15 protein-coding genes and 2 pseudogenes are annotated in these 13,647 nt (G+C 70.0%); 10 read left to right on the top strand and 7 right to left on the bottom strand.

Annotated elements, in window-relative coordinates:
• The first annotated feature begins 74 nt into the window (after nucleotides 1-74).
• Nucleotides 75-797 carry a response regulator transcription factor gene (locus ACWBNA_RS41385; RefSeq protein WP_482709753.1) on the top strand — a complete coding sequence of 241 codons (723 nt, stop codon included), beginning with the start codon at nucleotides 75-77 and terminating at the stop codon, nucleotides 795-797.
• Nucleotides 794-2,221, top strand: coding sequence for a sensor histidine kinase (locus ACWBNA_RS41390; protein ID WP_482709754.1), 1,428 nt, complete (start codon nucleotides 794-796; stop codon nucleotides 2,219-2,221). Before ACWBNA_RS41385 ends, ACWBNA_RS41390 begins: the two co-directional genes overlap by 4 nt.
• A gap of 16 nt (nucleotides 2,222-2,237) precedes the next feature.
• Here ACWBNA_RS41390 and ACWBNA_RS41395 read toward each other — a convergent pair whose 3' ends face one another.
• The 5 genes from ACWBNA_RS41395 to ACWBNA_RS41415 all read right to left on the bottom strand — a co-directional run bounded on the left by ACWBNA_RS41395 (nucleotide 2,238) and on the right by ACWBNA_RS41415 (nucleotide 5,294).
• Nucleotides 2,238-2,714: a MarR family winged helix-turn-helix transcriptional regulator gene (locus ACWBNA_RS41395; protein ID WP_482709755.1), complete on the bottom strand. Its 477-nt coding sequence runs from the start codon at nucleotides 2,712-2,714 to the stop codon at nucleotides 2,238-2,240.
• A 95-nt stretch (nucleotides 2,715-2,809) separates the two neighbouring features.
• Nucleotides 2,810-3,607 carry an AIM24 family protein gene (locus tag ACWBNA_RS41400; protein WP_482709786.1) on the bottom strand — a complete coding sequence of 266 codons (798 nt, stop codon included), beginning with the start codon at nucleotides 3,605-3,607 and terminating at the stop codon, nucleotides 2,810-2,812.
• A 2-nt stretch (nucleotides 3,608-3,609) separates the two neighbouring features.
• Nucleotides 3,610-4,260, bottom strand: coding sequence for an AIM24 family protein (locus ACWBNA_RS41405; protein WP_482709756.1), 651 nt, complete (start codon nucleotides 4,258-4,260; stop codon nucleotides 3,610-3,612).
• A gap of 1 nt (nucleotide 4,261) precedes the next feature.
• Nucleotides 4,262-4,894 carry an AIM24 family protein gene (locus tag ACWBNA_RS41410; protein WP_482709787.1) on the bottom strand — a complete coding sequence of 211 codons (633 nt, stop codon included), beginning with the start codon at nucleotides 4,892-4,894 and terminating at the stop codon, nucleotides 4,262-4,264.
• 76 nt (nucleotides 4,895-4,970) lie between these two features.
• A complete protein-coding gene (locus ACWBNA_RS41415) occupies nucleotides 4,971-5,294 on the bottom strand; it encodes a DUF6191 domain-containing protein (protein WP_482709757.1) in 324 nt (107 codons plus the stop codon).
• Between the two features lie 132 nt (nucleotides 5,295-5,426).
• Here ACWBNA_RS41415 and ACWBNA_RS41420 point away from each other — a divergent pair, with 132 nt between their 5' ends.
• A complete protein-coding gene (locus tag ACWBNA_RS41420) occupies nucleotides 5,427-5,771 on the top strand; it encodes a DUF3817 domain-containing protein (protein ID WP_217239317.1) in 345 nt (114 codons plus the stop codon).
• The gene (locus tag ACWBNA_RS41425; protein WP_482709758.1) at nucleotides 5,768-6,061 is read left to right on the top strand and encodes an MTH1187 family thiamine-binding protein; all 294 of its coding nucleotides are present in this window, start codon (nucleotides 5,768-5,770) and stop codon (nucleotides 6,059-6,061) included. The genes ACWBNA_RS41420 and ACWBNA_RS41425 overlap by 4 nt, the downstream gene beginning before the upstream one ends.
• 515 nt (nucleotides 6,062-6,576) lie before the next feature.
• Here ACWBNA_RS41425 and ACWBNA_RS41430 read toward each other — a convergent pair.
• Nucleotides 6,577-6,945: pseudogene (locus ACWBNA_RS41430) on the bottom strand (ArsR/SmtB family transcription factor); the annotation flags it as partial.
• Between ACWBNA_RS41430 and ACWBNA_RS41435 the strand changes: the two are divergent.
• From ACWBNA_RS41435 to icmA, 4 genes and pseudogenes are all read left to right on the top strand, one after another.
• A pseudogene (locus ACWBNA_RS41435) lies at nucleotides 6,937-7,335 on the top strand (MFS transporter); the annotation flags it as partial. The pseudogenes ACWBNA_RS41430 and ACWBNA_RS41435 overlap by 9 nt on opposite strands.
• Before the next feature lie 10 nt (nucleotides 7,336-7,345).
• A complete protein-coding gene (locus ACWBNA_RS41440) occupies nucleotides 7,346-7,855 on the top strand; it encodes a MarR family winged helix-turn-helix transcriptional regulator (protein ID WP_482709759.1) in 510 nt (169 codons plus the stop codon).
• A 162-nt stretch (nucleotides 7,856-8,017) separates the two neighbouring features.
• Nucleotides 8,018-8,356, top strand: a complete 339-nt coding sequence (locus tag ACWBNA_RS41445) for a DUF3817 domain-containing protein (protein ID WP_482709760.1) — start codon at nucleotides 8,018-8,020, stop codon at nucleotides 8,354-8,356.
• 138 nt (nucleotides 8,357-8,494) lie between these two features.
• Nucleotides 8,495-10,195, top strand: coding sequence for a coenzyme B12-dependent isobutyryl-CoA mutase large subunit (gene icmA / locus ACWBNA_RS41450; RefSeq protein ID WP_482709761.1), 1,701 nt, complete (start codon nucleotides 8,495-8,497; stop codon nucleotides 10,193-10,195).
• A gap of 43 nt (nucleotides 10,196-10,238) precedes the next feature.
• On the opposite strand, the gene ACWBNA_RS41455 is transcribed toward icmA, so the two are convergent.
• Nucleotides 10,239-10,970, bottom strand: coding sequence for a TetR/AcrR family transcriptional regulator (locus ACWBNA_RS41455; protein WP_482709762.1), 732 nt, complete (start codon nucleotides 10,968-10,970; stop codon nucleotides 10,239-10,241).
• Between the two features lie 236 nt (nucleotides 10,971-11,206).
• Here ACWBNA_RS41455 and ACWBNA_RS41460 point away from each other — a divergent pair, with 236 nt between their 5' ends.
• Both ACWBNA_RS41460 and ACWBNA_RS41465 read left to right on the top strand, forming a co-directional pair.
• Nucleotides 11,207-12,193, top strand: a complete 987-nt coding sequence (locus tag ACWBNA_RS41460) for a tetratricopeptide repeat protein (RefSeq protein WP_482709763.1) — start codon at nucleotides 11,207-11,209, stop codon at nucleotides 12,191-12,193.
• A gap of 649 nt (nucleotides 12,194-12,842) precedes the next feature.
• On the top strand, nucleotides 12,843-13,487 hold the full coding sequence (locus tag ACWBNA_RS41465) for a DUF6230 family protein (protein WP_482709764.1): 645 nt from the start codon (nucleotides 12,843-12,845) through the stop codon (nucleotides 13,485-13,487).
• Nucleotides 13,488-13,647: the final 160 nt, after the last annotated feature.

Genomic DNA, 13,647 nt, shown 5'->3' on the forward strand with positions numbered 1-13,647 from the left:
CTGGACGACCGACGCTGAGAGGAACCTGAAACCCCCTGAAGAGATCTTCAGGTTCCCTTTGCGAACCTTTACGCATGCGCCCACCCGTCGCCCACCACCCTGCTCGAGACGCTTCGCGTCACCCCTTTCGATTCTTGATAGTGGAGGACGAGAAGCGGCTTGCCCTGTCGCTCGCCAAGGGTTTGACGGCCGAGGGGTACGCCGTGGACGTGGTCCACGACGGCCGGGAGGGTCTGCACCGGGCCACCGAGGGGACGTACGACCTCGTGATCCTGGACATCATGCTGCCCGGCCTCAACGGCTACCGCGTCTGCGCCGCCCTGCGCGCCGCGGGCCACGACGTGCCGATCCTGATGCTCACCGCCAAGGACGGCGAGTACGACGAGGCGGAGGGCCTCGACACGGGCGCCGACGACTACCTGACCAAGCCGTTCTCGTACGTCGTCCTGGTCGCCCGGATCAACGCCCTGCTGCGGCGCCGCGCGCAGGGCCCCGGCGCCTCGCCCGTACACGTCCACGGCGACCTGAAGGTCGACACCGCCGCCCGCCGCGTCTTCCTGGCGGACGACGAGATCGCGCTCACCGCCAAGGAGTTCGCCGTCCTGGAGCAGTTCGTGGTGCGGGCCGGGGAGGTGGTGTCCAAGACCGAGATCCTGGAACACGTCTGGGACTTCGCGTACGAGGGCGATCCGAACATCGTCGAGGTGTACGTCAGCACCCTGCGCCGCAAGCTGCGCGCCGGGCTCATCCGGACCGTACGCGGCGTCGGCTACCGGCTGGAGACGGAGCAACGATGAGACGCCTGTTCGGTTCCGTACGGTCCCGGGCGACCCTCGCCGCCACCCTCGTCGTCGCGGTGGCACTGATCGCGGCCGGGGCCGCCGTACTGCTGTCCCTGCGCTCCAACCTGATCGGGCAGGCCGGGACGGCCGCGGAGCGTGCCGCGCGGACCGTGGCCACCGACCTGGCCGCCGGGAAGACGTACGAGCAGCTGTCCCTGGACGACGACGACCAGCCCGTCCAGGTCGTCGACGAGACGGGCAGGCTCGTCGCCGCGACCGAGGATCTGGAGCGGATCACCGGCACGGGCACCGACACCGTGCGCCCGCGGACACCCACGCCCACGCCCTCGCCCACGGGCGGCAGCGACGACGACGTCGACGAGGACGCGGACGACACCTCTTCCTCCGACCCCGGCGAGATCGACGAGAAGACCACGTTCACCAACGGCTCCGCGACGATCGACCACCAGAAGGCCGACTACCGCTTCGCCGCCGTCCAGGTGGAGACGGACGAACTGGGCCTGCTCACCGTCTACGCCGGCGCCCCCCTGTCCGCCGAGCAGGGCGCCGTGAACACCGCCCTGACCGTCATGCTGATCGGCTTCCCGCTGCTGCTCGCCGTCGTCGCGGGCGTGACCTGGCTGGTCACCCGGCGCGCGCTGCGCCCGGTGGAGGGCATCCGCGGCGAGATGGCCGCGATCACCGCCTCGGAGGACCTCGGCCGCAGGGTCCCGGTGCCGGACACGCACGACGAGGTGGCCCGCCTCGCCCGCACGACGAACGAGACGCTGTCCGCCCTGGAGACCTCCGTGGAACGGCAGCGCCGGTTCGTTGCCGACGCCTCGCACGAGCTGCGCAGTCCGATCGCCAGCCTGCGCACCCAACTCGAAGTGGGCACCGCGCATCCGGAGTTGCTGGACCTGGAAGGGGTCGTCGAGGACACCGTACGACTGCAGCACCTCGCCGCCGACCTGTTGCTGCTCGCCCGGCTGGACGCGGGGGAGCGGCCGGCCGGCGGGCGGCTGGACCTTGCCGCGCTGGCGCGGGAGGAGGCCGCGGGGCGGGCGGGCGTGAGCGTGGAGGCGGCCGGGGCGGTGGAGGTGACCGGGTCCCGGGGGCAGTTGCGGCGAGTGCTCACCAACCTGCTGGACAACGCGCGGCGGCACACCCGATCGGCGGTCACGGTGACCGTGCGGCGGGAGGGGGAGTGGGCGGTGGCCGGGGTCGCCGACGACGGGGACGGGGTGCCCGACGGCGACCGGGAGCGGATCTTCGAGCGGTTCGTACGGCTCGACGACGCCCGCAGCCGCGACGACGGCGGCGCCGGGCTGGGGCTCGCCATCGCCCGTGACGTGGCCGCACGACACGGCGGCACGCTCACGGTCCGTGAAGCGCCGACAGGCGGAGCCCTGTTCGAGCTCCGCCTGCCGCTCGCCTAGACGGCGGACGCCCGGGTCACGGACGTCCGCGCTGCCCCCGCAGGTGGTCCGCGACGGGCCGCAGGGACTTCTCGAGTTCCGCCAGGGCGTCGGGGGACAGCATGTCGATGAAGTGCCTGCGCACGGACGCCACGTGATGCGGCGCGACCTTCTTCATCGTCTCCATGCCGTGCTCGGTGAGCACCGCGTACAGACCGCGGCGGTCCGACTCGCAGTTCTCGCGCCGCACGAGGTCCGCGTTCTCCATGCGGGTGATCTGGTGGGAGAGGCGGCTCTTGGACTGGAGGGTGGCGGACGCGAGGTCGCTCATCCGCATCCGTACGCCCTCCGACTCGGAGAGGTTGACCAGGATCTCGTAGTCGTTCATCGTCAGGCCGAACGGCTGAAGGTCCCTCTCGAGCTGGTACGTCAACAGCCTGTTGACCTCCAGGTGGGTGCGCCAGGCGCACTGCTCCGCATCGGTCAGCCAGCGCGTGGCCGTCTCGGTCTCCATGAATGAAGTCTACCTAAAAGGTTGAAAGGCGAACTAGCGAGGGTGGCATGACGCCGACGCGCACACGTTCGACGTCACACTCCGCAGACTACCGCTCACAGCCCGAAGCGACGCTGCAGGTCCCCGAGCTGTCCGGGAAGGCGCGGTGCGCCGGCTTGCTGTGCGGGGCCTGTGAACCCCCCGCCGCCACCGGGTACTCCCGCCTCGTGTGGAACAGCCCCTGTGGCCTGCTCGGCCATCAGTGCCTCCGACGACTGGAGCAGCACCGTGCCGGCGCCCACGAACTCGAACTGGTGCTCCTCGCCGGAGGCCCCGCCGAGGCCCGTCATCGCACGTAGACCGCCCATCAGGCCGGTCATGTACCCGTGGTCGTAGTGATGGCACGGAGAGGGGCAGTCGGCCCAGCCGACGAGGGCCTGCGGGTCCACCCGGATCGGGGGTTCCATGAACACCACCGGGCCGTTCGACGCGGCCACGAACTTTCCGGTTCCGATGAGTGTCAGAAAACCCGGCACGATTGATTGCTTGAGGGCGAGACTTGGCTGAAAAGCGAGCAAGTTGCCCGAGCGAATGGTCAGATTGCCGTTTTCCAGGTCGTAGGAGTTCACGTCGAAGGCCCGGTCGGCGAGGAGCATCTTCCCCGAGCCCTGTGCCACGACCCAGTCGCTCGCGTGCAGAGGCGAATGGAAGGAGGAACGGACAAGACCGTCCAGCCGGCCGTGCCCGATGCCGTTGAACTCCATCGAGCCGTAGTAGGCGATCATCTTCCCCTTCTGCAGGAACCACTGGCTCCCCTTGAGCTCCACGCAGAAGGTGTAGTTGTTGACGTTGTCGTCGACCGGCAGCGTCATGGGGTCGTAGACCGTCGGGCCGCCGCCCGGAGCCCCGTACATGCTCACAGCTTCTCCTCCGAGGCCTGGACGTACACCGCGCCGTTGCCGCTGAGCTCCAGCTGGAACGCCTCACCGGAGCCGCGGCCCACCATGTCCCGCCAGCCCAGCGCGGTGGACAGCTTGTTGCGGACGTCGCCGTGGTGGGCGACGTACGCCTGTGGATCGACATGGACCGGACGCTGCGGGGTGATGGGGACCTGGATGACTCCGCCGTGCGCCATCACCGCGACCGAGCCGTGTCCCTTCAGGGTGGTCGTGAACAGCCCCTGGCCGCTGACCTGGCCGCGGACCATGCCCATGACGCCGCCCTGGGAGCCCATGAACATGGTGCCCTGCTCCAGGGTGCCCTCGAAGGCGAGCAGCCGGTCCGCCTCCACGTACAGGGTGTCGCCGGTGAGGCCGATGACCTGTACGTGGTGACCGCCGTGCCCGAACAGGACGGTGCCGCTGCCCTCGACGGTCATCAGGGGAGCGGCCTCGCCCGCCGCCCGCCGCCCGAGCATCGACATGACGCCGCCCTGGCCGCCCTGGATGTTCGGGGTGAAGGACACCTCGCCCCGGTAGGCGAGCATCGCCCCGCGCTGACTGAACAGCCGCTGCCCCGGCATGACGGTCGCCTCGACCATCTTGGAGTTGATCTCCCGCAAGGCCATGTCACACATCCCCCGCGATCGTGTTCCGCTCGCTCGGCTGGACGTAGACCAGGCCGTCGCCCTCGAAGCGGATCTGGAAGGCCTCGCCGCCGCCCTCGCCCATGAATGTGCGGAACGTCACACCGGACTGGAAGGACTGGCGCAGGTTGCCCTGGTGCGCGATGTAGGCGCCCGGGTCGACGGTCAGCGGGTACTGCGCGCTGACCCGCAGCACGACCGCCGGCCCGTCCGACATGATCGCGGCCTGTCCGTGGCCCTCGATCGTCGTCGTGAACAGCCCGTTGCCCTGCGAGGCCCCGCGCGTGCCCGTGAACGACGTGCCGGTCCGCAGTCCCGAATCGGTCGCGAGCAGGTTGCTCGACTCCACGTACAGCTTGTCCCCCTGGAGAGCGACGAGGTTGATCTCCGAGGCCCGGTCCGCGAACCAGCACGTCCCGTGCCCCTTCACCTCCATCAATGTCATCTGCTCACCGGTGATCCGCCGGGTCACCATCCCCCGGATGCCCTCACCGCCGCCGCTGAGCTTCTTGAAGTCCATCTGACCGTCGTACGCGACCATCGAACCGTTCTTCGCCTTCACGGCGTCCCCGGTCATGTCGACGGCCAGCACCTTGCTGCCTTGAAGTCGGAACATCGCCACGCAGCGAAGGTAGCGGCCCCGGGCCTTTGCCGACAGAGCCTGGAGGTGGAGCACCACCCTGATGGCACCCCTAAGGGGTCACTCGCCCGCCGCGCAGCCGGATGACGGCCTTCCCCGAGGTCAGGTCGACCGTGGACCACGGTGGGTCCCCGTCCTCCTGGTCGTCCCGCATCACCAGCGCGCTCTGTCGTTCCTTCAGCTCGCTCTGCTTGCCCGGCGAGAAGGCGGCGTGCAGTTGCTCGAACCCGGTCGCGGAGATCTGCCCCTGCCGCCCCGAGTTCCGCCAGGGCAGCACCCCGGCCCGCCCGGCCCGCATCAGCAGCTGATCGACGAAGGCCAGCACGGTGAGCACCACCACCAGTCCCGGAATCGTCATGGAGAAGACGAACCGCATACGCGCTCCCCTGTCGCCGGCACCAGCTTCCACCCCCCGGCCGTCCGCCGCCCAGCCGTTTGCCACAATGAGGCGAACCGCTTGTGCCCGGATTCACAAACAGTCCGGCGTCTCTCCCACCGAAGGTGACCCGTGGACATCAAGACCGCCACCGCCCTCCGACGCCTCCGCCTGGTCTCGGCCCCCGAGGCGATCTCCTTCCTCCTTCTCCTCGTCTGCTCGGTGCTCAAGCGGACCACGGACTTCAACGCGGTCCCCGTGATGGGGATGATCCACGGCGTCCTCTTCATCCTGTACGTGATCTTCTGGGCCGACGCCTGGAACCGTACGAAGTGGCCCCTGAAGACCGCCGCCCTCTACTTCGTCCTCTCCGTGCTGCCCACCGGCGGCTTCTTCGCCGAGCGCAGGCTCAGGCGCGAGACCGAGGACGCGGTCATCGCCTCCCGGGCCCGCCAGGAAAAGGCCGTGAAGGCATGATCGTCGCCTTCTCCGTGACGCCGCTGGGTGTCGGCGAGGACGTGGGGGAGTACGTCGCCGACGCCGTCCGGGTGGTACGGGAATCGGGTCTGCCCAACCACACCGACGCGATGTTCACGTCCATCGAGGGCGAGTGGGACGAGGTCATGGACGTCGTCAAGCGGGCGGTCGCCGCGGTGGAGCAGCGGGCGCCGCGCGTCTCCTTGGTCCTCAAGGCGGACATCCGCCCCGGAGTGACGGACGGACTCACGTCCAAGGTGGAGACGGTGGAGCGGCACCTCGCCGAGTAGCCCTGCGGCGGCCCTCGGCCCCGTCGCCCAGCGGGCGGTGGGGCCCCCACGCCGAGCAACTCGCCGTTGACCGGATGCCCCCCCGGCGCCGCCGCGCACCCCCTGGGGGCTCCGCCCCCAGACCCCCGGCCTATGCCCACCCACCCCCCGACTCGGTGGGTCGAAGGGCCGGCCTCGCCCCGAGGGCTCCGCCCCCGGACCCCCGGGCCTGTGCCCACCCACCCGACCCGGTCGGTCGAGAGGTGCCCCTCGCCCCGCCGTCCCCCGGCGTCGCAAGGCGCACGCAGCCGCCGCAGCCGCAGCGCTCCCGCAGCCGCAGCGCTCCCGCAGCCGCAGCGCTCCCGCAGCCGCAGCGCTCCCGCAGCCGCGTACGGCGGCAAGGGGCCGTGTCGGGGGGTGTCCGCCCGCAGCGGTTGGCGCGTCAACGCCGGCACCTCTCCAAGGAACCGATTCCGCGCCGTTCCGAGGACGGACACCCCCCGACACGGCCCCGACCCCCCACGCACCCGAAGGCGCTACGCGCACGCCAGCGCGATCCCCAGCGGTGTCCGCTCGTACAGCACCTGATGCCCGTACCGCCGCGAGGTCAGCAGGCCGGCGTCCCGCAGGACGGTCAGGTGCGCCGACACCGACGACGCCGCGAGGCCCAGCCGATGGGCGAGGGCGGTCGTGGTCGCGGGTTCGTCGAGCGCGGTGAGGACGGCGGACCGGCCCCGGCCGAGGAGCCGTACGAGCGTCTCGGAGGTGCGGTCGGCGGGCTCGGCCCACAACCCGCCGATGCCCCGCGCCGGGTAGACCAGGGCCGGCTGCCAGGGCGGTTCGAAGGTGCTGACGATGTCCGGCCAGGCGAAGACGCTCGGCAGCAGCACCAGGCCCTGCACCCCGCCACCCGCGAGCGGATCGCCGTCCCGCTGGTCTGCTGCACGCTGTTGCCGTACCTCGGCTACGCGCTGCGCCCCGGCCTGGCCGTCTCGCTGCTGCTCCTGGTGGTCTCGGGTGCGGGGTCGGCGTACACGCTGGGCCTGGACCAGTGGTTCGTGAGGGCCGTGCCGCAGGAGCTGCGCGGGCGGGCCATGACCCTGCTCACCGCGGGGCTGATGACGATCCAGGGGGTGGGTATGGCCCTGGCGGGGGTGGCGGCGGAGTTCGCCGGGGTGGCCGCCACGGTGACGGGAGCGGGCGTGCTGGGGACGGTGTGCTGTGGGCTGCTGGCCCGGGAATCCCGGCGGACCGAGGGGCGAGACGGGGCTGACCGTGATGTGACCGGCCGGTAAGGTCTTTGCCGTGCCGAAGCCGCTCAGTCTCCCGTTCGATCCCATCGCCCGCGCCGACGAACTCTGGAAGCAGCGCTGGGGAAACGTGCCGTCGATGGCCGCGATCACCTCGATCATGCGCGCCCACCAGATCCTGCTCGCCGAGGTCGACGCGGTGGTCAAGCCGTACGGACTGACGTTCGCGCGCTACGAGGCGCTCGTCCTGCTCACCTTCTCCAAGGCCGGTGAGCTGACCATGTCCAAGATCGGCGAGCGGCTGATGGTGCACCCCACGTCCGTGACGAACACCGTGGACCGCCTGGTGAGGTCGGGGCTGGTGGACAAGAAGCCCAACCCCAACGACGGGCGCGGCACGCTCGCCGTCATCACCGACAAGGGGCGCGAGGTGGTCGAGGCGGCCACCCGCGATCTGATGGCGATGGACTTCGGGCTCGGGGTGTACGACGCCGAGGAGTGCGCGGAGATCTTCGCGATGCTGAGACCGCTGAGGGTCGACGCCCACGACTTCGACGAGGACTAGGTGTAGGGCCCTTCCGCCGGACAGCCCCTGACCGCCTGACCGCCGGACAGCCCCTGACCGCCTGACCGCTGGACAGGCCCTGACCGTCTGACCGCCTGACCGCCGACCTGACCGCCCGACCCGGGGCAAGATCCGCCGGAGTGCCTGGTTACGCTCGTAGGCATGAAAAAGTCCGTGCTGACCCGCTACCGCGTCATGGCCTACGTCACCGGTGTGCTGCTGGTCCTGCTGACCCTCGGCGTGATCGCGAAGTACCTGCTCAAGATGGACGGGGCGGACGACTTCACCCGTGTCGTGGGCATCGCGCACGGCTGGCTGTACGTCGTCTACCTGGTCTTCGCGTTCGACCTGGGCTCGAAGGCGAAGTGGCCGGTCGCCAAGCAGCTGTGGGTGCTGCTGGCCGGGACGATCCCCACGGCCGCCTTCTTCGTGGAGCGGAAGATCAGCCGCGAGCTGGAGGGCAGGATCGCCGAGGACTCCCCGGCGGTCGCCAAGGCGTAACCGCACCGCCGCACCGCACCGCACCGCCGCACCGCACCGCACCGCCGCACCGCACCGCCGCACCGCCGCACCGCCGTACGGGTCGCGTACGGCGGTCTGCCATCGACATTTACTAGGACGTCCTAGTAAATTCGAAGTATGGACGCTGACGCCATCGAAGAGGGCCGCCGACGCTGGCAGGCCCGGTACGACGCCGCACGCACGCGCGAGGCGGACTTCACCACGCTCTCCGGCGATCCCGTGGAGCCGGTGTACGGGCCAAGGCCGGGAGACAGCTACGAGGGCTTCGAGCGGATCGGCTGGCCGGGTGAGTACCCCTTCACCCGCGGGCTGTACGCGACCGGCTACCGGGGGCGTACCTGGACCATCCGGCAGTTCGCCGGATTCGGGAACGCCGAGCAGACCAACGAGCGCTACAAGATGATCCTCGCCAACGGCGGCGGCGGACTGTCCGTGGCCTTCGACATGCCGACGCTGATGGGCCGCGACTCCGACGACCCGCGCTCGCTCGGCGAGGTGGGCCACTGCGGTGTCGCCATCGACTCGGCCGCCGACATGGAGGTCCTGTTCAAGGACATCCCGCTGGGTGATGTCACCACCTCCATGACGATCTCCGGGCCCGCCGTGCCCGTCTTCTGCATGTACCTCGTCGCCGCCGAGCGACAGGGCGTCGACCCGGCCGTGCTCAACGGCACCCTTCAGACCGACATCTTCAAGGAGTACATCGCCCAGAAGGAGTGGCTCTTCCAGCCCGAGCCGCACCTGCGCCTCATCGGCGACCTGATGGAGTACTGCGCGGCCGGCATCCCCGCCTACAAGCCGCTGTCCGTCTCCGGCTACCACATCCGTGAGGCCGGCTCGACGGCCGCGCAGGAACTGGCGTACACGCTGGCGGACGGCTTCGGGTACGTGGAACTGGGGCTCAGCCGCGGTCTCGACGTGGACGTCTTCGCACCGGGCCTGTCCTTCTTCTTCGACGCGCACCTCGACTTCTTCGAGGAGATCGCCAAGTTCCGCGCGGCGCGCAGGATCTGGGCGCGCTGGATGCGGGACGTGTACGGCGCGCAGACCGACAAGGCCCAGTGGCTGCGCTTCCACACCCAGACCGCCGGCGTCTCGCTGACCGCCCAGCAGCCCTACAACAACGTCGTGCGCACGGCCGTGGAGGCGCTCGCGGCGGTCCTGGGCGGCACCAACTCGCTGCACACCAACGCCCTGGACGAGACCCTCGCGCTCCCCTCCGAGCAGGCGGCGGAGATCGCGCTGCGCACGCAGCAGGTGCTGATGGAGGAGACCGGCGTCGCCAACGTGGCGGATCCGCTGGGCGGTTCGTGGTACGTCGAGCAGCTGACGGACCGGATCGAGGCGGACGCCGAGAAGATCTTCGAGCAGATCAGGGAGCGGGGCCTGAGGGCGCACCCGGACGGGCAGCACCCCATCGGGCCGATCACCTCGGGCATCCTGCGCGGCATCGAGGACGGCTGGTTCACCGGCGAGATCGCCGAGTCCGCCTTCCAGTACCAGCGCGCCCTGGAGAAGGGCGACAAGCGTGTCGTGGGGGTGAACGTCCACCACGGCTCGGTGACCGGCAACCTGGAGATCCTGCGGGTCAGCCACGAGGTGGAGCGCGAGCAGGTGCGGGTGCTCGGGGCACGGAAGACGGCCCGGGACGAGGCCGGTGTGCGGACTGCTCTGGACGCGATGCTCGCGGCCGCACGGGACGGCGGCAACATGATCGGGCCGATGCTCGACGCCGTACGGGCCGAGGCGACGCTGGGCGAGATCTGCGGGGTGCTGCGGGACGAGTGGGGTGTGTACACCGAGCCCCCGGGGTTCTGACCCCGGGGTTGGTGCGGCCGCAGGGTGGTTGCCCCCGCCGCCCCTACCCGTCCCGTCCCCGGGGGCTGCCGCCCCCAGACCCCCGCTTCGGCCCTGAAGGGGCCTCGTCCTCGAACGCCGGACGGGCTGAGGGATGCGGACCGGCTGAGGGATGCGGACCGGCTGATGAGATCAGGCCCAGGAGCAGCATCCTAGTGAAACTCCGCACCCATTCCTCGTCCGCCGGCTCCGCGCTCACCAATGTCCGGTGGACCACCGCGCCCGCCACCACGTCGAAGATGAGGTCCACCGTGCGGGCGGCCTCGGTGGGGTCCGTCCCCGGAGGGAGTTCGCCCCGCACCTGGGCGCGCTCCCTGCCCTCCAGGACCAGCCGCTTCTGGCGTTCCACGATCGACGCGCGGATGCGTTCGCGCAGGGCGTCGTCCCGGATCGACTCCGCCACCACCGCCATCAGGCCGCTCTTCGCCGCCGGGCGGGCCAGGATGGCCGCGAACTGGAGGACGACGCCCTCGATGTCGGCGGCGAGGGTGCCGCGGTCGGGGAGTTCGAGTTCGTCGAAGAGCTCGGCGACCGCGTCGACCACCAGCTCGTTCTTGCCCGCCCAGCGGCGGTAGATGGTCGTCTTCGCAACCCCGGCCCGCGCCGCCACGTCACCCAGGGTGAGTTTCGACCAGCCCAGCTCGACCAGCGCCGCCCGCGTCGCGGCCAGGATCGCGGTGTCCGCGGCGGCGCTGCGCGGACGCCCGGTACGACCGGCGGGGGTGCGGCTCTGCATCTCACGACGATAACCGGCCGTTTCCCGATCCCGGTGAGGGAGATCACCGGATTCCGGTGTCCCGGAGGCACTCGGTGCCATTACGCTACGACTCGTAGCGTAAGCACGTGACGGACGTACGCGAGCGACGCGGACACGCACGGCGTGGGGTGGGGACCCGGCGCCGAACACCCGAGGGCACGACCGGCTTTCACAACGCTTTTCACATGGGCGCGGGAACGGGGGAGGATGTACGCATGCAGCCACGGAACATGTCCATGAGCGGAGTCGTCGACCTCGCCGCGGTGAAGGCGGCCCAAGAGGCCAAGGCGAAGGCGGAGCAGGCGCGGGCCGAAGCCGCCCGGCAGGGCGGCGGCGCCGGTGGCGTCTCGCCGGCCGATCTCGTCATCGATGTCGATGAGGCCGGGTTCGAGCGGGATGTCCTGCAGCGGTCCGCCGAAGTGCCCGTCGTCATCGACTTCTGGGCCGAGTGGTGCGAGCCCTGCAAGCAGCTGAGCCCCGTCCTGGAGCGGCTCGCCCTCGAGTACAACGGGCGCTTCGTCCTCGCCAAGATCGACGTCGACGCCAACCAGATGCTGATGCAGCAGTTCGGGATCCAGGGGATCCCGGCCGTCTTCGCGGTGGTCGCGGGGCAGGCCCTGCCGCTCTTCCAGGGGGCCGCGGGCGAGGCGCAGATCCGCCAGACCCTGGACCAGCTGGTGGAGGTGGCCGAGCAGCGCTTCGGACTCACCGGTCTGGCCGTCGACCCCGACGCCGAGCCCGGCGGTGCCGGTGGAGCCCAGGCGGCTCCCGAGATGCCCGAGGGGCCGCACGACACGCTCCTCGAAGCCGCCGTACGCGCCCTGGACGCGGGGGACTTCGGCGGTGCGGTCCAGGCGTACAAGAACGTGCTGAGTGACGACCCGGGCAACAGTGAGGCCAAACTCGGGCTCGCCCAGGCCGAGTTGCTCCATCGCGTGCAGGGGCTCGACCCGCAGCAGGTGCGCAAGGACGCCGCCGACAGGCCCGCCGACGCCCAGGCGCAGATCGCCGCCGCCGACCTGGATCTGGTGGGCGGACACGTGGAGGACGCGTTCGGACGGCTCATCGACACCGTGCGGCGCACCGCGGGCGACGACCGGGATGCCGTACGGCTCCGGCTGCTGGAGCTGTTCGAAGTGGTCGGCGGCGATGATCCGCGGGTGGCGGCGGCGCGCAGGGCGCTGGCGCGCGCCCTGTTCTGACCGGGGCGGGGGGGCAGGTTCTGACCTGTCCCTAAACGCCGAGGCATGTGATGCCCGAGTGAAAATTGGCCGACAGGGGGCCACTGCGGCCGCGCTTTACCAAATCTTGGTAAACGCGGCCGCTGTTACTTGGAGTAAGTCAGAGGCGTTGGTCTGTCGGAATCTGTCCAACGATCAATGTTTTTGTCCAACCCCTGTCTGACACCGAGCGTCGTCGGCCGAGACCAGCGGGTCGTTGTTCGGTTATCCGGCCGTTACTAGCGAGTAACGAACCCCCTTGTGTCGGCGGCGAGAATGCACCACGATCGGCGACGCTCGGTCCATTCCCGTACCCCGGCAGCCGGTTGGGCGGACGGGATTCCTTGGGTCCCCACCGAGCAGGGTCGACGACAGTGATGTCGGCCCTTGGGCAGGGGGGTCTTCGCCGCTCGGCGAAGCCTGTCCAGCAAGGTTGTGCGTGATGCGTGTCAGGCGCGACCAGTGGTTGTCGCTCGGGGGTGATCGCCGGTGATTCGGGTGCGGTTCGCGCCTCGAGCGCGGGCGCTCCCCTTCCCGAGGACGTAGCACTTCTCCCATCCCTGCCCGGCTGAGCCGTCGCTTCGATAGGGGCAGTCAAGGCCAGGAGATGTACGTCCGAGAAGGAGGAAATATGGAGTCCCAGGTGCGTGGCGGGACCAGATGGAAGCGCTTCGCTGTGGTCATGGTGCCCAGCGTTGCCGCGGCCGCATGTGTGGGTGTCGGGCTGGCGCAGGGTGCGCTGGCCGCGTCGTTCAGCGTGTCCGGCCAGGAGTTCAAGGTGTCGGCCGGGCACCTTGAGGGCCAGGGTTTTGCCCAGTACGGCGGTATCGACACCGGTTACACGTCGACCGACGGCAAGAACAAGACGGTTCGTCCCGTCGCGATCTCGTCGTTCAAGACCGCTCAGATCACGAACATGTGCCAGTCCGTCAAGACGGAGATTCCCCTCATAGGGAAGACGATCTACCTCCGTCTCGATGCGGGCCCGGACGCGAAGCACAAGGTCGAGGCCGAGAACCTCTACATCGACGTCGCCCAGCTCGACGCCGATGCGACGTTCAAGAACATCGACATCGGTGTTGCGGTCAAGGACCAGACCAAGGGTCCTGACGTCAAGACCGGCGACAACGTGCTGCCCGGCGGCTTCGCTCAGCAGGCCGACTCGGCCGACCTGACGAAGGTCGAGCAGACGGCGTGGGCGACCACGGCCGGCACCTTCAAGCTCAGTGGCCTGAAGATGCGTCTCGGTACCGACGCCAAGATGGAGTGCTTCTGACGGCTCACGCCGCAGGGGCGTCCTTGGACAGCTGAGCTGCCCATGGGGGCGGGGGAGTTCGCCGCTTCTCCGCCCCGCACGTCCTGCCCGACGCCTCGCGCCGGGCACGTGCACCCACCCAGACTTCCGGCTTCTCCACGCCTACGGCCGAGCCGGTACG

The organism is Streptomyces sp. Q2 (assembly GCF_056820935.1).

Coding starts and splice junctions, on each gene's coding strand:
- ACWBNA_RS41455 (WP_482709762.1), bottom strand. CDS start 10,970: ATGCAGAGCCGCACCCCCGCCGGTCGTACCGGGCGTCCGCGCAGCGCC.
- ACWBNA_RS41390 (WP_482709754.1), top strand. CDS start 794: ATGAGACGCCTGTTCGGTTCCGTACGGTCCCGGGCGACCCTCGCCGCC.
- ACWBNA_RS41400 (WP_482709786.1), bottom strand. CDS start 3,607: ATGTACGGGGCTCCGGGCGGCGGCCCGACGGTCTACGACCCCATGACG.
- ACWBNA_RS41405 (WP_482709756.1), bottom strand. CDS start 4,260: ATGGCCTTGCGGGAGATCAACTCCAAGATGGTCGAGGCGACCGTCATG.
- ACWBNA_RS41460 (WP_482709763.1), top strand. CDS start 11,207: ATGCAGCCACGGAACATGTCCATGAGCGGAGTCGTCGACCTCGCCGCG.
- ACWBNA_RS41445 (WP_482709760.1), top strand. CDS start 8,018: ATGAAAAAGTCCGTGCTGACCCGCTACCGCGTCATGGCCTACGTCACC.
- ACWBNA_RS41415 (WP_482709757.1), bottom strand. CDS start 5,294: ATGCGGTTCGTCTTCTCCATGACGATTCCGGGACTGGTGGTGGTGCTC.
- ACWBNA_RS41465 (WP_482709764.1), top strand. CDS start 12,843: ATGGAGTCCCAGGTGCGTGGCGGGACCAGATGGAAGCGCTTCGCTGTG.
- icmA (WP_482709761.1), top strand. CDS start 8,495: ATGGACGCTGACGCCATCGAAGAGGGCCGCCGACGCTGGCAGGCCCGG.
- ACWBNA_RS41395 (WP_482709755.1), bottom strand. CDS start 2,714: ATGGAGACCGAGACGGCCACGCGCTGGCTGACCGATGCGGAGCAGTGC.
- ACWBNA_RS41385 (WP_482709753.1), top strand. CDS start 75: ATGCGCCCACCCGTCGCCCACCACCCTGCTCGAGACGCTTCGCGTCAC.
- ACWBNA_RS41425 (WP_482709758.1), top strand. CDS start 5,768: ATGATCGTCGCCTTCTCCGTGACGCCGCTGGGTGTCGGCGAGGACGTG.
- ACWBNA_RS41410 (WP_482709787.1), bottom strand. CDS start 4,894: ATGTTCCGACTTCAAGGCAGCAAGGTGCTGGCCGTCGACATGACCGGG.